The sequence below is a fragment of the Pirellulales bacterium genome (assembly GCA_033762255.1).
Taxonomy (GTDB): Bacteria; Planctomycetota; Planctomycetia; order Pirellulales; family JALHPA01; genus JANRLT01.
The window spans coordinates 33,406-53,278 of the sequence record JANRLT010000014.1 but is presented as its reverse complement, the minus strand read 5'-3'; the positions used below and the strand labels follow the sequence as shown (position 1 = coordinate 53,278).

11 protein-coding genes and 1 tRNA gene are annotated in these 19,873 nt (G+C 54.8%); 5 read left to right on the top strand and 7 right to left on the bottom strand.

Annotation, left to right across the window (positions count from 1 at the left end):
• Positions 1–17 precede the first annotated feature (17 nt).
• Positions 18–323, bottom strand: coding sequence for a hypothetical protein (locus SFX18_03840; GenBank protein MDX1962259.1), 306 nt, complete (start codon positions 321–323; stop codon positions 18–20).
• A 570-nt stretch (positions 324–893) separates the two neighbouring features.
• A tRNA-Met gene (locus SFX18_03835) sits at positions 894–967 on the bottom strand.
• Between the two features lie 675 nt (positions 968–1,642).
• Here SFX18_03835 and SFX18_03830 point away from each other — a divergent pair.
• Positions 1,643–3,826, top strand: coding sequence for a hypothetical protein (locus tag SFX18_03830; protein ID MDX1962258.1), 2,184 nt, complete (start codon positions 1,643–1,645; stop codon positions 3,824–3,826).
• Between the two features lie 148 nt (positions 3,827–3,974).
• On the opposite strand, the gene SFX18_03825 is transcribed toward SFX18_03830, so the two are convergent.
• Together SFX18_03825 and SFX18_03820 are read right to left on the bottom strand one after the other, a co-directional pair.
• On the bottom strand, positions 3,975–5,048 hold the full coding sequence (locus SFX18_03825) for a protein arginine kinase (GenBank protein MDX1962257.1): 1,074 nt from the start codon (positions 5,046–5,048) through the stop codon (positions 3,975–3,977).
• 86 nt (positions 5,049–5,134) lie between these two features.
• Complete coding sequence (locus SFX18_03820; GenBank protein ID MDX1962256.1) at positions 5,135–5,656, bottom strand: UvrB/UvrC motif-containing protein; 522 nt, start codon at positions 5,654–5,656, stop codon at positions 5,135–5,137.
• Positions 5,657–6,051: 395 nt separating this feature from the next.
• Here SFX18_03820 and trpE point away from each other — a divergent pair, with 395 nt between their 5' ends.
• Positions 6,052–7,572 carry an anthranilate synthase component I gene (gene trpE, locus SFX18_03815; protein ID MDX1962255.1) on the top strand — a complete coding sequence of 507 codons (1,521 nt, stop codon included), beginning with the start codon at positions 6,052–6,054 and terminating at the stop codon, positions 7,570–7,572.
• Between the two features lie 178 nt (positions 7,573–7,750).
• Here trpE and corA read toward each other — a convergent pair whose 3' ends face one another.
• Entirely contained in the window at positions 7,751–8,968 is a 1,218-nt protein-coding gene (gene corA, locus SFX18_03810) for a magnesium/cobalt transporter CorA (protein MDX1962254.1), read from the bottom strand.
• 472 nt (positions 8,969–9,440) lie between these two features.
• On the opposite strand from corA, the gene SFX18_03805 reads away from it, so the two are divergent.
• Both SFX18_03805 and SFX18_03800 read left to right on the top strand, forming a co-directional pair.
• Positions 9,441–10,883: a sodium:proton antiporter gene (locus SFX18_03805; GenBank protein ID MDX1962253.1), complete on the top strand. Its 1,443-nt coding sequence runs from the start codon at positions 9,441–9,443 to the stop codon at positions 10,881–10,883.
• 605 nt (positions 10,884–11,488) lie between these two features.
• Positions 11,489–14,107: an arylsulfatase gene (locus tag SFX18_03800; protein MDX1962252.1), complete on the top strand. Its 2,619-nt coding sequence runs from the start codon at positions 11,489–11,491 to the stop codon at positions 14,105–14,107.
• A 122-nt stretch (positions 14,108–14,229) separates the two neighbouring features.
• Here SFX18_03800 and SFX18_03795 read toward each other — a convergent pair whose 3' ends face one another.
• Both SFX18_03795 and nagB read right to left on the bottom strand, forming a co-directional pair.
• Positions 14,230–15,498: a hypothetical protein gene (locus SFX18_03795; GenBank protein MDX1962251.1), complete on the bottom strand. Its 1,269-nt coding sequence runs from the start codon at positions 15,496–15,498 to the stop codon at positions 14,230–14,232.
• 895 nt (positions 15,499–16,393) lie between these two features.
• Positions 16,394–18,307 (bottom strand): glucosamine-6-phosphate deaminase, encoded by a 1,914-nt coding sequence (nagB, locus tag SFX18_03790; GenBank protein MDX1962250.1) that lies wholly within the window; start codon positions 18,305–18,307, stop codon positions 16,394–16,396.
• 220 nt (positions 18,308–18,527) lie between these two features.
• On the opposite strand from nagB, the gene SFX18_03785 reads away from it, so the two are divergent.
• Positions 18,528–19,694: an ROK family protein gene (locus SFX18_03785; GenBank protein MDX1962249.1), complete on the top strand. Its 1,167-nt coding sequence runs from the start codon at positions 18,528–18,530 to the stop codon at positions 19,692–19,694.
• Positions 19,695–19,873 lie beyond the last annotated feature (179 nt).

Genomic DNA, 19,873 nt, shown 5'->3' with positions numbered 1-19,873 from the left:
CCATCTCAGAAATAAGCCTAGTCACGAACAACGCGTATTTCGCGAGGCGAGTATTCGCGTTGACGCCAAATGGAATAGATACCCGTCCCAAGCACGATCGGACCATGCTCTTGATGGACCAAGGTGGCTTGTTTGGCGGTCACTTGCAAAAACAATTCTCCTAGCTCTGTGCGATAAAGTACAGCGGCATCCTTTTCGGCAATCCGATGCGAATGCCCTGTCAGTTCACCTTCGGCCAAGACCAAGTGCTGCAATCGCTTGGCTTCAGAGGGCAAGTGATGATCGCTTTGTACTAACAAATCGCCATGACGATAGAGTTGCATTTTTTGACCTTAAATTAAGAATGAGCTGGGAAAGAGGCCGATGAACCTATATGCTTGATGGATATTAGTAGTTCATATTACTTTTTTTTAAAGAAAAAGCAACTAAATCCATTTAGAAATAAATCCCTAATAAACGTATGGTTGACACATGAGCAAGCTCATCTTTGGCAAATCTTGGGGCATTTTGCTACTCGATCCTCTAAGCCATTTCAAAAATTACACTCAATTGCACAGAAAATTTCGCATTCGCCACGTGCCGCTTAATTTTTTCCCACAAGCTACCATACCCTGCAGCTTCAAATCTCACTTTTAACTAGGCAATAAACTCTTAAACCGTAGCAATTAGCAAGGACAGAGACAGCTTGGACTTTGCTCGATTGGATCAGTCGAGTTGGCAACCTGATTACCCGCGGCAGTCTCTTAAGTGTCTCAATTCCAAGCCATGTGCACTAACTCGCATCGTAACCTCCCACAAAGTAATCGCGTTCTAACAAAAAAAAGCCAACATCGGATGATGTTGGCTTCACGATTAAACTGTGGGTAACAAATTATTGCTACTAGCGATTCTATTTGCGGGGACAGGATTCGAACCTGCGACCTCGAGGTTATGAGCCTCGCGAGCTACCGGGCTGCTCCACCCCGCGTCAGTAAATCCAATCTTAACAGTCTGGCCTAGCGCTGGCTAGGGGGGCTCTCCAATGCGGAATGATGAAGGCAGAATGATGAATTGTAATTCATGAAGTAAAGTGCAATGTTCGGCGGGTAAGGTTCGCAAATTTTTTCAATAAGTTTATCTTTCCCACACAATACTTTCGCTGCCAAATCAATTTACTGATACGAATTACGCTTTAGAAATAGGGCTGATCAGGGGCCGTCTGGCGGATGACGATCTGGGTAACGCGCTAGCGAATCCCTACAGTGCTGCTTCCACCGTTTGCAGCGACATTGCGGAATATCCTGGCCACTTTTGGCGAATTAGCATACAAGGCTGCATCCACCAGACTGCTCCCTCCGCTTCATCTCGATCTCATTACCCCCCCAACTTGTCCGCTTTTCCACAACCGCCGGAAATGCCCCCAATTTGCGGCAATTTCCCGTAACTTGTGAATTTGTATACACTTCTGTTGCTCCACCCCTTTTCCCCAGCTAAAATTCAATATGAACCTGGGCCCTATTTCCGATGGTTCACCTATCGTCGGCAGCAATGAGGGAGGTCCTCGCCCAGTCGCTTGTAATGTATTTGCCTCGCCAGTAGGGTAAAAATCTAGTTTGGCAGTCAACGTAAGCCACCTGGCCGTACTTTTCGGTGAGAAGTTAGGATGAATCCCCCCAATCCCCAATTTCCGCCGCAGACGGGTCAACCCACGCCATTGGGCCATTCCCCGCAATCACTCCAGCCGGGGCAGTTCCCTGTTCCGGTCGTGCAGGCCGCAACTGGCGGCGTGCCAGTATTTCCCCAGGGTCAAGTTTATGCTCCGGGTGGAAATTCCTTTCCTGGGCAGGCATATCCCGCGCAGGGAGCCCCTTTTCCCGTGTCAGGAGGGGCAAGCGGAACAGGTTCCCCCCTGTGGCCCGGGCAACCAACATTTTCAGCCGGCAACAGCGCGACGGCGCATCCCGCCTATCCCCAACCGGTGCCAGCCTATCCACAACCAGATTCTCCGCAGTCAAATGCTTCTCAACCGGTGCCAGTTTTTCCCCAAAGTGGCAGCCCCGCAGCGGCGGTCCCCCTGCCTGTGCCCAAGATAGCCACCGGGGCCACGATAGCCACAGTGGCAAATCCGCAGGCACCGGTCAGCATACCAAAGATCCAGGCATCGATTGGCAAAACGGCAAAGCCCCAGCCCGTGCCAAAACCGGTCCCCATTCCGGCCAAGCCGATCCCGGTTAAAAAAGATGCCGGGACGGAGATCGTGCGCGATCACACCGAAGAGGAGTTACAAGAAGAAGAACCTCAAAAGGTGCTGATTCGCAATACGCCCCCGTTTTTGATCAGCATGGTCCTGCATATCGCGCTGGTGCTGATATTGGCGCTTTGCATCACCACGATCGAGTTGCCAAAATTTCGCGAAATTCAGGTCAGTGTGGAGGAGCCCGAGGATATTTGGGCCGAGGCCCTAGGGGATCAGCTGATTGCCGAGACAACTATCGAAGGTCCCAAAAATCCCGAAATCACCGAACAAGATATTTCGATCAACGACCTCCCGCCAGTGGATGATCCCTTTGCCGCTCCCACCCCGATGGAGATTGTGCCGGATGGCGTAACGGCCACCAGTTCGATCATTGCCCCGGTCAATGGCATTGCCGATGGCCGCCAAGTGGGAAGTAAAAAGGGTTTGCTGGCACGTTTTGGCGGAAATAGAACCACCGAGGAGGCCGTCATTGCCGGGCTGCGGTGGCTTGTGCGGCAGCAAAATCCCCAAACCAAGGCTTGGAGTCTGGTGGGACCTTATAAAGGGGGTGGCACCTTTGAAAATCCTACCGCCGCCACGGCGATGGCGCTCTTGGCGTTCCAGGGATTTGGCATCACCGATAAGCCCGATTTGTCTAACGAATACAGCAAGGAATTTACCCCCGTGGTCGCCGGAGGGTGGAACGCACTGCTCAAAATGCAGACCGAGGAGGGGCTGTTTACCAGCGCCGCCATCGACAATGGCAATCAGCAGCATTTTTACACGCATGGGCAGTGCCTGATGGCGGTGTGCGAAATGTACGCCATGACCAAAGATCCCAAATACAAGGCCGCGGCGCAGCGGGCGATTGATTACGCCGTAAAAAACCAAGACCCCCAGGCGGGGGGCTGGCGCTATGCCTTGACCCCCGATTCCGACACCTCCGTTACCGGTTGGCTGCTCATGGGGCTAATGAGCGGGCGAATCGCTGGGCTGGATGTGCCGGAGTCCGCTTTTCAAAATATCACCCGCTATCTGGATGCCGCGCAGGGTGACGGGGGGAGCACCTACCATTACCGGCCAAATTATGGCAGCCCGACCGCCGCGATGACCGCGGAGGGGCTGCTCATGCGGCAGTACCTGGGTTGGCAGCGGGATGACGAGCGGCTGGTGAATGGCGTGCGGCGGCTGGTGGCAAATCCGGTCAGCATGGAAAAGATGAACGTCTATTACTGGTATTATGCGACTCAGGTGTGCCACCACATGGAGGGGGATTATTGGAAGGAATGGAACGCGGTGATGCGGCAGGCGTTGCCGTCGGCGCAGGTAAAGACCGGCGCTGAAAAAGGGAGCTGGGACCCCGACGGGGACGAATGGGGGTCCAACGGGGGACGCTTGTTCACAACCTGCTTTAGTATTTACATGCTGGAGGTGTATTACCGCCACATGCCGTTGTACGACAAACTGTACGAGGCCAAGGCGGGGCAAATGCCCACGGCTCCTGCGCCAAAGTTAAATCCGCCGCAAGAAAATCCCGATGCAGTAAATCCCGCAGCAGCCGCTATGGACGCTCCCATGGCAAGTGTGCCGCCAAAAGCCAATGCGCAATAGGTCGCAATGTGCAGCATGCAAGCGTTAGCTGCAAGAATAGTGTTTAATTATATAGCCGCAAAAAAAGAAAAAAGTTTTACATTAAAATTATTCTTGTATTTCTTGCTTATTTGCGGCAAAACTCAGGCTTAGCTGCATTTTTATGGCCCTAGTTCTTTTCGCCCCGTTGCCCGCCGCCGTTCAGGTGCGACCGCAAATATCGGGCACGCTCGATATTGCGGTCGGCGGTGTCCAGCTCCACCCCGCGCAGCTTTTGCAGGTGGGCGGGCTGGGTTTGCAAAAACAGCTCATTCAGGTCGGGTATTTGCAATTCGCGGATCAGGCCCAGGTTGATCCCCATCCGCACGCGCGACAGCAGATGCATGGTCTCTTCCGAGCTGATCGTCTGCGCGGTGCGTAAGATGCCATACGCCCGGCTGACCTGATCGTGCAAATTTTGCTGCGGCTCGCTTACTAAAAATTCGCGCGCCTGCCGTTCATAGCTAATCAGTATCGGCACGACATCGCTGACTTTTTGGACCAGGTCTTCCTCGCTGCTTCCCAATGTGATCTGGTTGGATATCTGGTAAAAATCCCCCATCGCCTGCGAGCCTTCGCCGTAGAGGCCACGCACCGCCAGGCTGATTTTTTGCAAGCTGCGAAAGACCTTTTCGATTTGCCGCGTGATCGCCAGAGCGGGCAAGTGCAACATCACGCTGACCCGCACGCCGGTCCCCACGTTCGTGGGACAGGCGGTCAAATAACCCCAACGGGGGTGATAGGCGTAATTGATCATCCCTGACAGTTCATCGTCCAGTTGATTGATTTGTTGCCACGCGCCATGCAGGTCCAGGCCGCTATGCATGCATTGGATTCGCAGGTGGTCTTCCTCGTTGACCATCAGGCTGATTTGTTCGGCGGGGTTGATGATCACCCCCCGCTGCCCCCGCCCCTCGGCCAATTCCTTGCTAATCAATTGCCGCTCGACCAAAAACTGCCGATCAATCGCCTCGAGCTGGGTCACGTTGACATGCTCCAAGGGGCCCGCCGACGACGTCCGCAAGATGGCGGAACGGAGCAGCTTTTCGATCTCCGCCCGGTCGCTATCGCTGGCGCGACTGATAAACGGAAATTCGGCCAGGTTGCGGGCCAGACGAATCCGGCTGCTCATGACAATGTCCGACTCCGGACCGCTGGCCCGCAGCCATTCACCTAGGCGTTGTGTCATTTCGTTCAAGTTCACGATAATTTATGCCCAGGAAAAAACGGCTGGAATCAATCAGGCTAAGCGAATCGCGCGCCGGATTGATTATCGGTTCAGGCGGAAAATTAGGGGGAGGCTTTGCGCGACTTTTCCTCGATCTGCCGAATCTGGTCCCGCAGGCGGCTGGCCAGTTCATAATCTTCGGCGGTCACGGCTTCTTTCATATCGCGGCGCAGGCGGATCAGGTCGGTCAGGGGTTCGGTCCCCTCGGCATAGCGGGCGGGCTTTTTGCCCACGTGCCGCGTTTCATTGTGAATGCTCATGATCAACGGTTCTAGCTCTTTTTCAAAGCTGACGTAATCATGCGGGCAGCCCAGACGCCCCTGGTTGCGAAATTCCAAAAAAGAAATCCCACAGACCGGGCAGGTCAGTTGATCGATCTTGGATAGTTCCTCGGCGGTCTGACCCAACGCCAATTGCTGGGCCAAGGCTCCCGCCAGGGAGGTTGCGGGCTCGGGCTCGCTAGCAGCCTGGGGAGCCAGGTAAAGCCGGGCGCATTCTTCACAAAAATGCAATTCGCGGTGCTTGCCGCTTTCGATTTCGGTGATATGAAACGTCGCCGGTTTTTCACACTTTTGGCATTTCATGGTTGCCACATTCAATCGGGGGAGTTATCAAACCGGGCCAGGACAAAAATTGAGCCGGCCTACCTATTTTCACGTATTTGAGCCAAAGGGGCAATGTGCTGGCCAAGATGCCGATAAAATCCCCTAAACTCAAGCGGCCCAAGGGATTCTATCCCCACTGGTCGGCCTGTCAAGCGAACTTGGCGGGCAAATGGCCCTCACGCTAACCGGGATGTGGCATTTCCCGAACTTTGTCCAGCCGCTCAAGAGCGTGTTCCCCCAAAAGCAAAGTCCCCACGGGCAATTGTCCCCTCCCGATCCGAGTGTTAATCTACAACGGATTTGACCGCGCGCCCTACGGCCAAACCCGCCGCCAGTGCCGTGGCACATTGCCGACCGTCCCCCTACCATTTATTATGCCGAACCTACCCGATTTTGCGGAATTTGACCGTTTGGCCGCCACGGCCACCCTGATCCCCGTCGCGCGCAGTCTGCTGAGCGATCAACTGACGCCGGTCACCGCCCTCCAAAAGCTGGACACCGGCAACGGCGTGGCACTCTTTGAAAGCGTGGTGGGGGGAGAACGAATTGGGCGGTACACTTTTTTGCTGGCGGACCCGGCGGAAATCTGGGAGGCCCGCGGGACGGAGGTGACCATCACCCGCTTTGCCGCCAGTCAGCCTGTGGTCGAACGGATCACCGTGGAAAACCCGCTTGCCACCCTGCGGACCCGGGTGCAAGCGCGCCAAGCGGCCAAAATTCCCGGATTGCCCCCTTTTACCGGCGGAGCCGTGGGCTATGCCGGATATGACGTGGTCCGCTTTACCGAGCATCTGCCCAACTCCCCCCCGGATGACCGGGAATTGCCCGATTATTCGTTTGGCTTTTTTGACCGCTTGGTCGTTTTTGATAATATTCGCAAAACAATCGAAGTGATCGCGCTGGCCAGCTTGGTCCGGGAAGATGGAACGCGGGTGGATGCCCGCACGGCGTATGAAGCGGCCCAGGCCGCCATCAAAGAGTTGACCGAGCGGCTGGAATCTCCCCTGGCGGCGACCAAGCTCGACGAGATTAGCATCAGCGGCGACCCCCAAATTGCGTATGAGTCAAACTTTACCCCAGCGGGATTTTGCGCTGCGGTGGAAAAGTGCGTGGAATATATCCGCGCGGGGGATATTTTTCAGGTGGTCCTTAGCCAGCGGCTGAATTTGCCCGCGCGGGTGCCGCCACTGGAAATTTACCGGACGCTGCGGGTGGTCAATCCCAGCCCGTTTATGTTCTTTTTACGCATGCCCACCGTCACGCTGGTGGGGAGCTCGCCCGAGGTGCTGGTGCGAGTGGTCGATGGCGAAATCACCGTGCGGCCTTTGGCTGGCACGCGCAAACGGGGGGCCGATGAACACGAGGACCGCGAATTGGCCGAGGAACTGCTGGCAGATCCCAAGGAACGGGCCGAACATGTCATGCTGGTCGATCTGGGCCGCAACGACGTGGGCCGGGTGGCGCGGTTTGGCACGGTGGAACTAAGCGATGTCATGGTGATCGAACGGTACAGCCATGTCATGCACATCACCAGCAACGTCACCGGACAACTGGCGGAGGGACAAGACGCGTTTGCCGCGCTGGCCGCGTGCCTGCCGGCGGGGACGGTCTCGGGCGCGCCCAAAGTGCGGGCGATGCAGATCATCGACGAGTTAGAACCGCATCGTCGCGGACCGTACGCCGGCGCGGTGGGGTATTTTGACTACACAGGAAATCTCGACTGCTGCATTGCCCTGCGGACGATTGTCATTTGCAATGGCCAGGCGTATGTGCAGGCCGGGGCGGGGATCGTGGCCGATAGCGTGCCGGAGCTGGAATACCAAGAAACATTGAATAAGGCCCGCGGCGTGCTCAAGGCGATCGAGTTAACGGAACAACGACTAGGGGTGGAGTAGTGGAGAAATGGAGTTTGGAGTAGTGGAGGATTGAGTTTGGAGTCACCCCTGCCCCTCCGCTCCCCTGCCCCTCCGCACCCCTGCCCCTCCGCACCCCTGCCCCACCGCTCCCCCCCACAGACCGCCGATACCATCGGCGGCTTTGTTTATTACCCAGGTCCCGTCCGGCGGACAGGACCTACCGCCACCAGCCGCTGCCAATCCAGCCTTTACGCACAAAGTACCACAGCATGCCCAGCGTAATAACAATCATGAGCGTCCAGAAGGCCGGATAACCCCAGTACCAGTACAGTTCCGGCATGTTAAATGGAGCCGTCTCGGGATCGTACTGAAAGTTCATGCCGTACACGCCCGCGATAAATGTCAGCGGAATGAACAGCGTCGAAATGATCGTCAGCACTTTCATGATTTCATTCATCCGCTGGCTGACGCTGGAGAGGTACAAATCCCGCAGGTCGGAGCCTAACTCGCGATAAGTCTCCAATAGATCCAAAATTTGCACCGTGTGGTCATAACAATCACGCAGGTAAATGCGGGTCTCTTCCTTGATAAGCGGATTGATATCACGGGCCAGGCTGTGCAGCATTTCTCGCGCGGGCCAAATCGCCCGACGGATCAGCAGCAAGTCCTGTTTGATCTCGTGAATTTTTTGCAGCTTGACGGGCTGTTGTGATTCCAGCAGTTCTTCCTCGAGGTTTTCGATCCGTTCGCCATACGCCTCCAAAATGGGAAAGTAGCTATCGATCACCGCGTCCAACAGCCGGTACGCAAAGTAGTCGGCCCCGTGCGCGGCGTAATTTTCGTCCCCTTTGCGCAGGCGGTCCCGAATGCCGCTAAAACAGTCCCCCGGCTGGGAATCTTGAAACGTGATCACCACCTTATCCATCAGAAACATGCTCAGTTGCTCGTTCCCCAGGCGCGCGGCTGGTTCGTGGTGGCCATTTGCAGGCTTATCAAGCTGCGACCTATCGGGAGACTCTGTTTCAGTAGATCCGTCCCCTTCCACGGCGCACTCTTCTGGACGATTCAGCCGCAGCATGCGCGTCACAATAAATAGCGAGTTTTCATAATGGTCGACCTTGGCCCGCTGATGCACATTGACCACATCCTCCAGAGCCAGCGGATGCAATCGAAACAAACTCCCCAGGCGTTGTAGCGTCCGGGCATCCCCCAAACCATCCACATTGATCCAAGTCACCGTGTGCCGCGCCACAATCTCCGGCAGTTCGTCCAAATTCTTAACCGTGGTGTCCAGCGTCTTTCCGGTCCCGATCGCCCAGACTTCGACCACGGGCTGCCCCGCCGCCGGATCAACGGCAATCGTCCCCGGCTGTGCTCCGGGGGGAGTGCGGCGCTGAAACGCTTTCTTGCGGCGGGATTTGCGGTTTTGTGCCATGGGGCGATGGAGAGGGGGGGTGGTGGCGAGTAGGTCCCGTCCGCCGGATGGAACGGGCGTAATAAACAAAGCCGCCAATGGTATCGGCGGTACTTAATCTGTCGCCAATATCAGTGGAGGAACGGGGAAAATCCCTTTACCTCATTTTGGCATTGATTGTCGAGAATCGAGCGAGGTCCGTAAAGACTGGAATTTTACCACGAACTTCAATTTTTCCTCCTCACTCCCCCACTTAGACCTTGGCAGGCCCCGCGCCGTCATTTAGCCTAAGGCTGTGTCATAGTTAAAGATTTGAGCGGGCTGATCGGCCGCTGGGCGCATGCCCACGGTTTTTGCCGCTCCAACCGCGGGCTTGCGCCCGATTGCTCATCCATAACAAAATATTGACACCGCACTACGACTGCCCAACGTCGACACACAGGCGAGCAAAGTTTGCAAAACACTGGGTCTTTTTTCAAATTCGAGGGTTGGCATGCAACTGTTTGGCATCGGGGCGCGGGGTTGTTGGTCTTTTGGGCTGGGTGTATTGGCTATCTTTGCATTTCCCGCGGGGGCCTGGGCCGCCGAAGCGGCGGGACATGCCAAAGAGGTCGGCGCGGATCTGCCACTTTGGAGCGTCGCCCCCTTTGCCATCCTGTTGGGCTGTATTGCCATTCTCCCCTTGACGGCGGGCCATTGGTGGGAAGCCAACCGCAACAAAGGGATCATCGTGGCAATCCTGGGCGTTCCTATCGCTATCTATCTGGCCACCCAATTTGCCACTGGTTACCACCATTCGGGGGGAGAGCTGCTGCAAGAGGCCCTGCTGGAATATATTACGTTTTTGATTTTGTTGGGGGCGCTTTTTGTCATTAGCGGCGGGATCTACATCCAGGGATCGCTGGACGGCACGCCAATTGTCAATACCGCGCTCTTGGGCATAGGCGCGCTGCTCGCCAGTGTGATCGGCACCACGGGGGCCTCGATGGTTCTCATCCGGCCCCTCATTCGCGCGAACGCACCGCGGCAAAACATGGTCCATGTGGTCGTGTTCTTTATTTTTATTGTGTCGAATGCCGGCGGTTTGCTCACGCCGATTGGCGATCCACCGCTCTTTTTGGGATTTATGAAAGGGGTGCCGTTTTTTTGGACATTGGAACATCTCTGGCCGCAGTGGCTCATGGTAAATGTGATCCTGCTGGTGGTGTTTAACATTTGGGACCAGATCGCGCTCAATCGCGAGGAAGCAGCCCGCGAGGGAAGCCAGCTCGAACGATTGATGGATAATGAGCCGCTGCGGATCATCGGCCTGCATAATGTGCTATTTCTGCTAGGAATCGTCGGCGTGATCATTGCCAAGGGAAGCGGCTTATTGGGGAAGGGTTTTGGCCCGCAAGAGGGACTCATGGCATTAATCGCCGTGGCCGCCTATTTGGTCACCAGCCCCGTGATCCGACAAAAAAATAATTTTGGCTTTGGGCCGATCATCGAAGTCGCGGTCCTCTTTGCTGGAATCTTTATCACGATGATTCCCGCCCTGCAAATCCTGGGCGTACGAGGGGGAGAACTGGGCCTGGACCAGCCGTGGGAATTCTTTTGGGCGAGCGGGATTTTATCCAGCTTTTTGGACAATGCCCCGACGTACCTGACGTTTGCCGCCGCGGCCAGCGGGATGTTACACGTCGATGTCAACCAGCCGGGGTACCTGGCCGAGCTATTAAAAACTGCGCAAGGACCGGCGCTGCTGATGGCGATTTCCTGCGGTTCGGTCCTCATGGGGGCCAACACCTACATCGGCAACGGGCCAAACTTTATGGTCAAGGCCATCGCCGAGGAAAACGGGGTGCGCATGCCCAGCTTCTTTGGTTATATGGCGTATTCAGTGGGAATCCTCATCCCGATCTTTGTGGTGGTGACGGTGGTGTTCTTTTGGTAGGAGGAGGGAACGGGGGATGGGGAACTGAGCGCGGGAATTTTGGATTTCGCTAATCTGCCACCGCGCAGCGGAACGCGTGGGTAAAGCTATTAGTTGCTGGGCTTTGTTTTATTAGATTGAATGACTTCCTATCGCAAATCGGTTTTGCAGCCTAGTCGGGGCTATCCCTCAACGGTGCCTCTTATTAGCCCGGACTGTATTACCAGGATAGCATCTAGATAATGGGGGGCTAAAAATCAAGCTGCGTGAATGCCGGGTGAAGAACTTTGGCAAGTATTTCCTTCCCCCTATGATGCGCCCTACTAACCAGTTCCTCTAGCACGTGTAAACAAAGTCCAGGATATGCATTGCGCATTTGTCGAACAACTTTTTTATTATAATTGTATTTTATTGAATGTGGCTTTTAAATAGTTATTGCAATATTCCCGAATGGCGTTATTGTAACATTTACTTTTTAATGATTGCCAAAACTCGTACTTGCGAAAGAAGATTTGGAGTATGGTAGTACATTTTTAATTTGAAAAAATTAAAATATACAGCATGCTGATTTTTTTCAGGTATATTTGCGGCTTTCAGGAAATCACTTTTTACCAAAGAGATCATTGATGAGACACAAGATATTACAATGCACGACATTCGTGGGAGTCTGTGTGGTGCTGGGCGTGATCACCGCTTGGTTTCAGGGAATGCCCCCACGACAGGCTGTTGCGCAACTGCCGGCTAAATCGCGCCCCGCCGTGACTTCCGAAAAGTCCACAACGGAGCCTGGTCAATCCTCTAAGTTTGTGCCGCAAACAACCGGACAACCGGGCGCGCCTAACGCCACGACCACAATCTCTGGCCAACAGTTGCCCGCGCCCCCCGCCCCGTTTGGAGGTGTGATCGAAAAGAATGCCGCCCAGTCAAAGCCCTACTGGCCTTCGCGTATTGTTCCACCGGCGGAAGCTCCCAATGTGCTCTTAATTATGACGGATGACGTGGGATACGGCGCACCCAGCACATTTGGGGGAGTCATTCCCACACCTGCATTGGACCGCATCGCCAAGAACGGCTTGCGTTATACTTGTTTTCATTCCACGGCGTTGTGCTCTCCTTCGCGCGCCGCGCTGATCACCGGCCGCAATCACCATTCCGTCGGATATGGTGTCATTGCGGAGCAAGCAACGGGTTTTCCGGGATACAACAGCATTATCACGCGGGATCAGGCTACCGTCGGCAAAATTTTAAAGGATAACGGTTACCGTACTTCCTGGTTCGGCAAGAACCACAACACACCTTCATTTCAAGCGACCGCTATTGGGCCATTTGATCAATGGCCAATTGGCATGGGCTTTGAATATTTCTATGGCTTTATGGGGGGGGATACCAACCAGTGGCAACCGGCCAATCTGGCCCGCAATACGACCTACATTTATCCATTCAAAGATAATCCAAACTTCAATTTGATAACCGCGATGGCTGACGACGCTATTAGCTATATGAACCAGATAAACACGCTAACGCCAGAGCAACCATTTTTTGTGTATTACGTACCGGGCGGAACGCATGCCCCCCACCATCCCACCCAGGAATGGATCAAAAAAGCCCAAGACCTGCACTTGTTTGACGACGGCTGGAACGAACTGCGGGAACGGATCTTCGCCAACCAGAAAAAACTGGGAGTCATTCCACAAAATGCCAAACTCACCCCCTGGCCCAAAGATCTGCTCAAAGATTGGGACCAGTGCACGGAAGCCGAAAAGAAAATGTATCTGCGGCAAGTGGAAGTGTATGCCGCCTATTTAATGTACACCGACCACGAAATCGGCCGTGTGATCCAAGCTGTCGAGGACATGGGAAAATTGGATAACACCCTGATCATTTATATCAGCGGGGATAATGGTAGCAGTGCGGAGGGGACACTCTTTGGCACGCCTAATGAAGTGGCCATGTTTAATGGCGTGCAGGTGCCCATTGAATTGCAATTAGCGCGGTTTTACAACGTGTGGGGGTCGGACCAAACATACAACCACATGACCGTGCCGTGGACTTGGGCGTTTTGCACGCCTTTTTCTTGGACAAAGCAGGTTGCTTCGCACTTTGGCGGGACACGGCAAGGAATGGCTATTTCTTGGCCCAAAGTAATCAAGGACAAAGGGGGCCTGCGTCATCAATTTCATCACTTTATCGACATTGTTCCCACTATTTTGGAGGCGGCGGGCATTTCCCAACCGCAAGTTGTGGACGGCATTCCCCAGCGGCCGATCCAAGGTGTCAGCATGCTGTACACCTTTGACCAGAAAAACGCCGACGCCCCGTCCGCGCGAAAAACGCAGTACTTTGAAATGATGGGGGACCACGCGATTTACCATGATGGCTGGATCGCCAGCACCAAGGTCATGCGTCCACCATGGGTGGTCATGGGAGGCGTGGGCTCCAATCCAGCAGAGTATCCCTGGGAATTGTATGACCTGCGAAGTGACTGGACACAGTCAAACGACCTTGCCCAGAAGCACCCGGAAAAAGTACAAGAACTACAAGCGATTTTTTGGCAAGAAGCGCAAAAGTACAATGTTCTCCCGCTAGATTCCACGGTGGCCACGCGCTTAATAACCCCGCGCCCCAGCATCACCGCTGGCCGTAATGTCTTTACTTGGAAACGTCCCCTCACGGGAACTCCCAATGGTGACGCCCCCAGTATTCTTAACTCGTCCTATAAATTTGTGGCCGAGATCGAAGTGCCCGAAAATGGGGCTTCCGGCGTCCTCATCACCCAAGGGGGCCGGTTTGGCGGTTACGGATTTTATCTGCTGGAAGGTAAACCTGTCTTTACCTGGAATTTGGTCGATTTAATGCGGGTAAAGTGGGAAGGTAAAGAATCGCTCGCGCCAGGAAAGCACACGCTGGAATTCGACTTTAAATATGATGGCCTGGGTATGGAGACCTTGGCGTTTAATAGTTTGAGCGGGGTGGGACGCGGCGGCTTCGGCACCTTGAAGGTGGACGGCAATGTCGTGGCCGAACATGCCATGGAACGAACAATACCACTCATCCTGCAATGGGACGAAAATCTCGATGTTGGCTCCGACACCGGCACCCCCGTGGACGACTCGGATTACAAAGTGCCATTTGCCTTTACTGGAAAGCTTCTCGATATCACACTGACGATCAATCGTCCGGTGCTAACACCGGCGGATATCCGTCAATTGGAGGAAGCCGCTAAACAGGCAGCAGAAGGTAAATAGCGCAGGGGAGGGAGGCTGCTTTTCCCTGGTTTTATGGATTTTTTAAAAAAGCGAGCCTGGCGGTCGGCCTGATCCGCCGCCCCGTCGCTGTTTATCATTTACCGTTTCTCGGACAAACACTATTAGCCGCTCCAGGTGGCGGGGACCGGCAGGCGTTCGCACGATCCGCGCCCAAACCGCCAAGTCAACCCCGTGCCAATCCAATAACTTTCGATTGAAGTCCGGGTAAAGTCTCCCAATTGCTCACTGTCACGGAACATTCCCCCGGCCATAAAGTCCAAGTCGATCCCGGGTAGCACATCGACCACGCCAATCCCCATGGTGATCCGGTGTTGGCTGGTAATGGCTAAGAGTCCCTGCGTGTAACGTACAGACCGCAGCCCTCCGGGCTGGACGACACCGCCAATATTGGAACCAGGATCTTGATCAAGGGGATTTTCGGCCCAGACATAGCCCGCCCGCAAACGGTATTTGCCGCGCGTATATTGCGCCCCAAACTGCAACACCCATTGGTTTTCATAGATTGCACGGTACAAATCCGCTTCGTCCCACAATTTGTACAACACGTCCATCCCCACGAGCAACTTGCCCTCCATCAGCGATGTATTGGCAATGCCAAATCCCAGATTCTGTGGCAAGTCCATGTCGACATCGAACGCCGATTGTCCCGGGCCGGGATTGAGCAAAAACGCGTTATCAAAAGTGTAGGACTGCTCGGTCTGATAATACGCCCCGACGGTGGTCGTGGTGTTCAGCAGATAATTTGCCCCGAGTGTCCCCCGCAGCGCGTAATCGGGGGTCATTCCCCCCACCCCTACAAAAGGCCCGTCAAAAAACGCGATCCCCAGGCCCATCCCCCCGCCCACCGACAGCCGGTCCGTCAAGTCCATCCCGACCATGACCGGCAGATTAAAAATCACTTGCCCGGTGTTTGTGCCGTAGCTCTCGGGAATTTGGCGAAAATCCACAAACCCCCCGGCGCTCGTGATAAATCCGATCCCCAGTGTGGCGGGCAAGCCCAATTCGCTTAGATCCTGGGTTACACCGATATTCCCCACCGGAGTGCCGGGCGCGGTGGATTTGGCCGAATAAGGTTCGATAAGTGGCGGTCCAACCGGTGGAATATTGCCTGTTTGGGTCAGGTTAAAAGTCGGCTCGGCCCAGGCTCCGCTAAATAGAAATTGCGTTCCCTGAAATTGAGTTAGGGCCGCGGGATTGCCATTGATGGCGCTGGTTAGGTCTTGGGGTTGGGCGATGCTAACCCCCCCCATCCCGCCAGAAGCGGGCATTAGCGTGTTGTGGAGTTCTACGCCGAACGATTGTGCCCGCGCCCCGGTAGCCGCACCGTGCAAAGCCAGCAACACCCCGCCCCACAGCGTCAACCAGCGCATGGAAAACTCCATTTTATGTTATGAGCCAAATCCTTTTGGCTTATTATTGATATTAATCGGAGATTATGCACCGTGGGGCTGAAATTACGGAATGCGGTAACATAGACTACCCAAGCGATAAAGTCGCTGGTTGCCATAGATTATGCTAGCAAGGAATAGCGTATTTTTATCATTTTTGGAGGCTTGATGATTCCCTTTTCTCTTTGAGAGACTAAATCCCTGAATCAGTGCATTTGTTATCTGCGGGACTTATGGTTGGGATAGGCTAGTGTAGTGTCTCTCACTGATGGCTACTTTTAGAAATTTGGAAATCCCGGTCCAGTACTCAGAAAAATCAGTTCTCGGTTATAATTTGTGGTTCACTTAATTCAGAGACACTACACTAGGATATTGGCCCCTAGAATTAACGCCGGGTATTGACCCAGAACGACAAACCAGCACCGGGATCCAGGGAACGACGGATCATATTGCGACCTAGGGGACAAACTAATATATCAAGCTTTTAAACTCCAAATCAGCGAGTAAAACTTGCCGCTAAGAGTCGCGTGTAACCATTTGCAAAAAACCAGCAACGCATTCCGCCAGAGAAACTCGCCACAAGATGGGGGCACGCTGCGCGTTGCCCCAGCATTACATGGCTTTGCTGTTGTAATAATTGCTGTCCGAGGACTTGCGTCCGCAGCTACAATATCACTCCGCTAAGGGGGAGGAATCAATTAATATTGACTAATCTTACTATAAAGATTGCTCTCCTCAGGAGCTACACTTCTCCCCAACTGGGGGCTCGCCTAGGCTCGACCCCAGCCACCCAGCTATTCCAGCCATCTTGCTGCGGTAGGAATTTTATTCCACCAAAACCCAAAAACCAAACGGCACCGGGACGGTGCCTGCTACATTAGCCGCGCCAGCGCACAAACCCCTCGATCGCCTCGTATTCCGCTAGGCCTAGTTGGTCGTACAGGCGGGCGGTGGCGCGGTTGCGGTCTTCGGCCCGCTGCCAAAATTCGCGGCTATCGCTGCCAGGAAACATGGCCCGGTCCTTTTGTGATTGATGCTTAAAGATCGCGGTCCGCTTGCGCAGCAGTTCCTCGGGGCTAATGGGAACCGCCATTTCAATTTTTTCCGGTTCCCATTCCTGCCAGGCGCCGCGGTACAACCAAACTTCGCACTGGCTAAACCATTCTTGATCGCGCACCCGCTCGACCGCTGCCAGCACCGCCGCCAGGCAAACCCGGTGCGTCCCGTGCGGGTCGGTCAGATCCCCCGCCGCGTAAATCTGGTGCGGTTTGATTTGCTCCAGCAGACGCTGGGTTATCAGAATGTCTTCCTCACCCAACGGTTTCTTTTTGACCTTGCCCGTTTCATAAAAGGGCATGTCCAAAAAGTGCAGATTGTCCATCGGGACGCGGCAATCGCGGCTGGCGGCGCGGGCTTCTCCCCGGCGGATCATCCCTTTGATTTGCTGGACTTCGGGGCTGTCCACTTGGCCGGGCTGCTTATTACGCAGAAATTCCTCAATATGCCGTTCAATCCTTTGGGTATGTTCGGGGGAGATATGAAACAGGCGATTAAATTCCAAGGAAAAATCGACAAATCGCAGGGCGTCGGCGTCAAAGACCGCGATATTGCCCGACGTTTGATAAGCGATATGCACCTCGTGTCCCTGATCAACCAGCCGAATCAGCGTCCCCCCCATGCTAATGACGTCGTCATCGGGATGGGGAGAAAAGATCAAACAACGTTTGGGAAAAATGGTGTCGGTTTTGCGGCGAATATCCCCCGGCCGCTTCTTTTCGTCGGGTTTGCCGCCGGGCCAGCCGGTGATGGTTTCTTGCAGGGTGCGAAAGACATCGATATTGATCCGGTAGGCCGGCCCATGATCCGCGAGCAGGTCCTGCAGGGCGTGTTCGTTGTAATCCTCGTCGGTCAGTTTAAGGATAGGCTTGTTTAGCAATCGAGCTAGCCAAATGACCGCCCGGCGGATCATGGTGGGGGACCATTCGACCACGCCAAACCGCCAGGGGGTTTTAACCCGCGCTAGTTCCGCCGCGGCCGCTTCGTCCAGCATCAGCGTGGCGTTAGGGTGGAGCTGTAAGAAGCTGGCCGCCACGGCATCGGTGATCGGTTGTTCGACCGCCGTGGCGACAATCGGCGCTTTGTGTTCCCCAAAGGCGATCAAGATGACCCGCCGCGCGGCTAAAATTGTCCCCACGCCCATGGTGATGGCCCGGCGGGGGACGTACTGTTCGCCAAAGAAGTCGCTGGCGGCGTCCAACCGCGTGACTCCGTCCAGCGTGATCATGCGGGTGCGGCTGTCGCGGCCCGAGCCTGGCTCGTTAAAGCCGATATGCCCCGTCCGGCCAATCCCCAGGATTTGAATGTCGATCCCCCCCGCCGCGGTAATCTGGCGTTCGTAGTCGAGGCAAAATTCGTTGACCCCCTCGCGCGGGAGGGTCCCATCGGGGATATGCACGTTTTCCGGTAATATATCCACATGGTCGAACAAATGTTCCCGCATGAACCGGACATAGCTTTGCAGTTCCAGCGGCTGCATTGGGTAATATTCATCCAGGTTGAATGTGATGACATTTTTAAAGCTTAGCCCCTCTGTCTGGTGCAGCATGATCAACTCGGCATAGACGCCCGTCGGCGTGGAACCCGTGGCCAAACCTAGGACGCATTGTCGTCCCGCCTGGGCACGTTCCCGGATTAATTGGGCAATTTCCGCGGCCACGGCGCGGTTGACGGCGGTGGATTGTGGAAAAACCTGAACGGGAATGCGTTCGGTGGCCAGGGGAAGTTGGGACATGCGGTGCGGCTCCAGCAAAGAAAGATAGGCCCAGGGTGGCGGTGTTGGCCACCCTTATTGTGCAAATCACAAAGAATTCGCCAATGGAATTTTGAAATGCGAATGTTTATTGTATTGATTTACAATAATTGTCAATTCTGATTCGCATAAAGTGCTGGTTTTCTGCGAATCTTCTGCTAAAATTGCGGCGGCTTTATTCAAAACCAGGGATTTAATTCGCATGCTGCTGGAATTACGCCAAAAAGAAATTTTACGCTTAATTTGGCGCGAAAGCCGCCTCAGCCGCTGGGAACTGCACGAACGGACCGGCGTGAATCCCAACGCCATCGGCAGCGAAGCGGCGGCCCTATTGCAATTGGGCATTCTCAAGGAAGGCTCCCCCGAATCAGTCGGCCAGGGGCGGCCCCGCATTCCATTAGAAATTGACATGGCCACCCGCCACGTGCTGGGCCTGTCGTTTGGCCAGGGGCAGGTGGAACTGGCCAGGTTAAATTTACGGGGCCAGATGCTGGGAAAATCGCAGGTCCAGGCGACGGACTTGCCACAGGAAGCCCTGCAAACCGCGGCCCGGCTGCTACGACAGACGGTCAAGGACCAAACCTTGGCCATAGGCATCAGTTCCCGGGGTTTTTTAGACCAGGCGAACAAATCGATTCTCTTTAGCGCGCTCAACCGAACGCCGCATCCTTTGAATTTAGAGGGGATTTTTACGGCCGCGGCGGGCAAACCAATCGTCTTTGAAAATGACATGCACGCCTTGGCGGTGCGGTGGTTGCTCACGCATTTGGCCGAAGAGCGAGAAGACGTGCTGTTGGTCTATGCCGGGGATGGACGTTTGGGGGCGGCCATGTTGATTGACGGTCGCCCCAACCGCGGTTGTCTATCCGGTGCGAACGAGCTGGGACATACCCGACTGCCGGTCGAGACCGAGCCTTGTTACTGCGGTCATATCGGCTGCCTTGAGCGTATCTGTAGTTCGGCGTTTTTGACGGCAAACCAGCCTGCCAGCGGCGCCAATGGCCAAGCGGCGCATAACAAAGAATGGGAATCGGCGAACGAAACCACGTCGCAAAGCGCGCTGTTTGACCGGGCGGCGCAGTATTCGCCGACGGACGAACGGATGCGGCAGATGCTGCGGCTGTTGGCCATGGGCATCGCCAATGCGGTCAACTTTATGCGGCCCAATCGGCTGGTTTTGGTAAGCGAGCTTACCCGGTATGCGGCGTTTTCGGATGAGTTAATGCGCGAGATACGGGCGAACTTACTCTATCAATTGGTCAATCACATCCGGATCGACGCGTGGGACCAGCCCGGGGCGGTGTCGGCGGAAAGCGCCGGCTGGCTGGCCCTAGCGGGGTTGTACCAGGCGGGTTGGAATCCGTTATGATAAGTAGGTTAATCAGGTGATTGCCTTGCAAGGATTTCCCAAGGCATTGCTTGAACTGCAACGAACTTCCGAAACCGCATTGCGGTATAGTGTTTTTATATCAATCCTTACCCAGGGTAGCCGCTGCGCGGCAACCCTGGGCTACGTTCCATAACCGCGTTGCGGTTAAATTCATATTA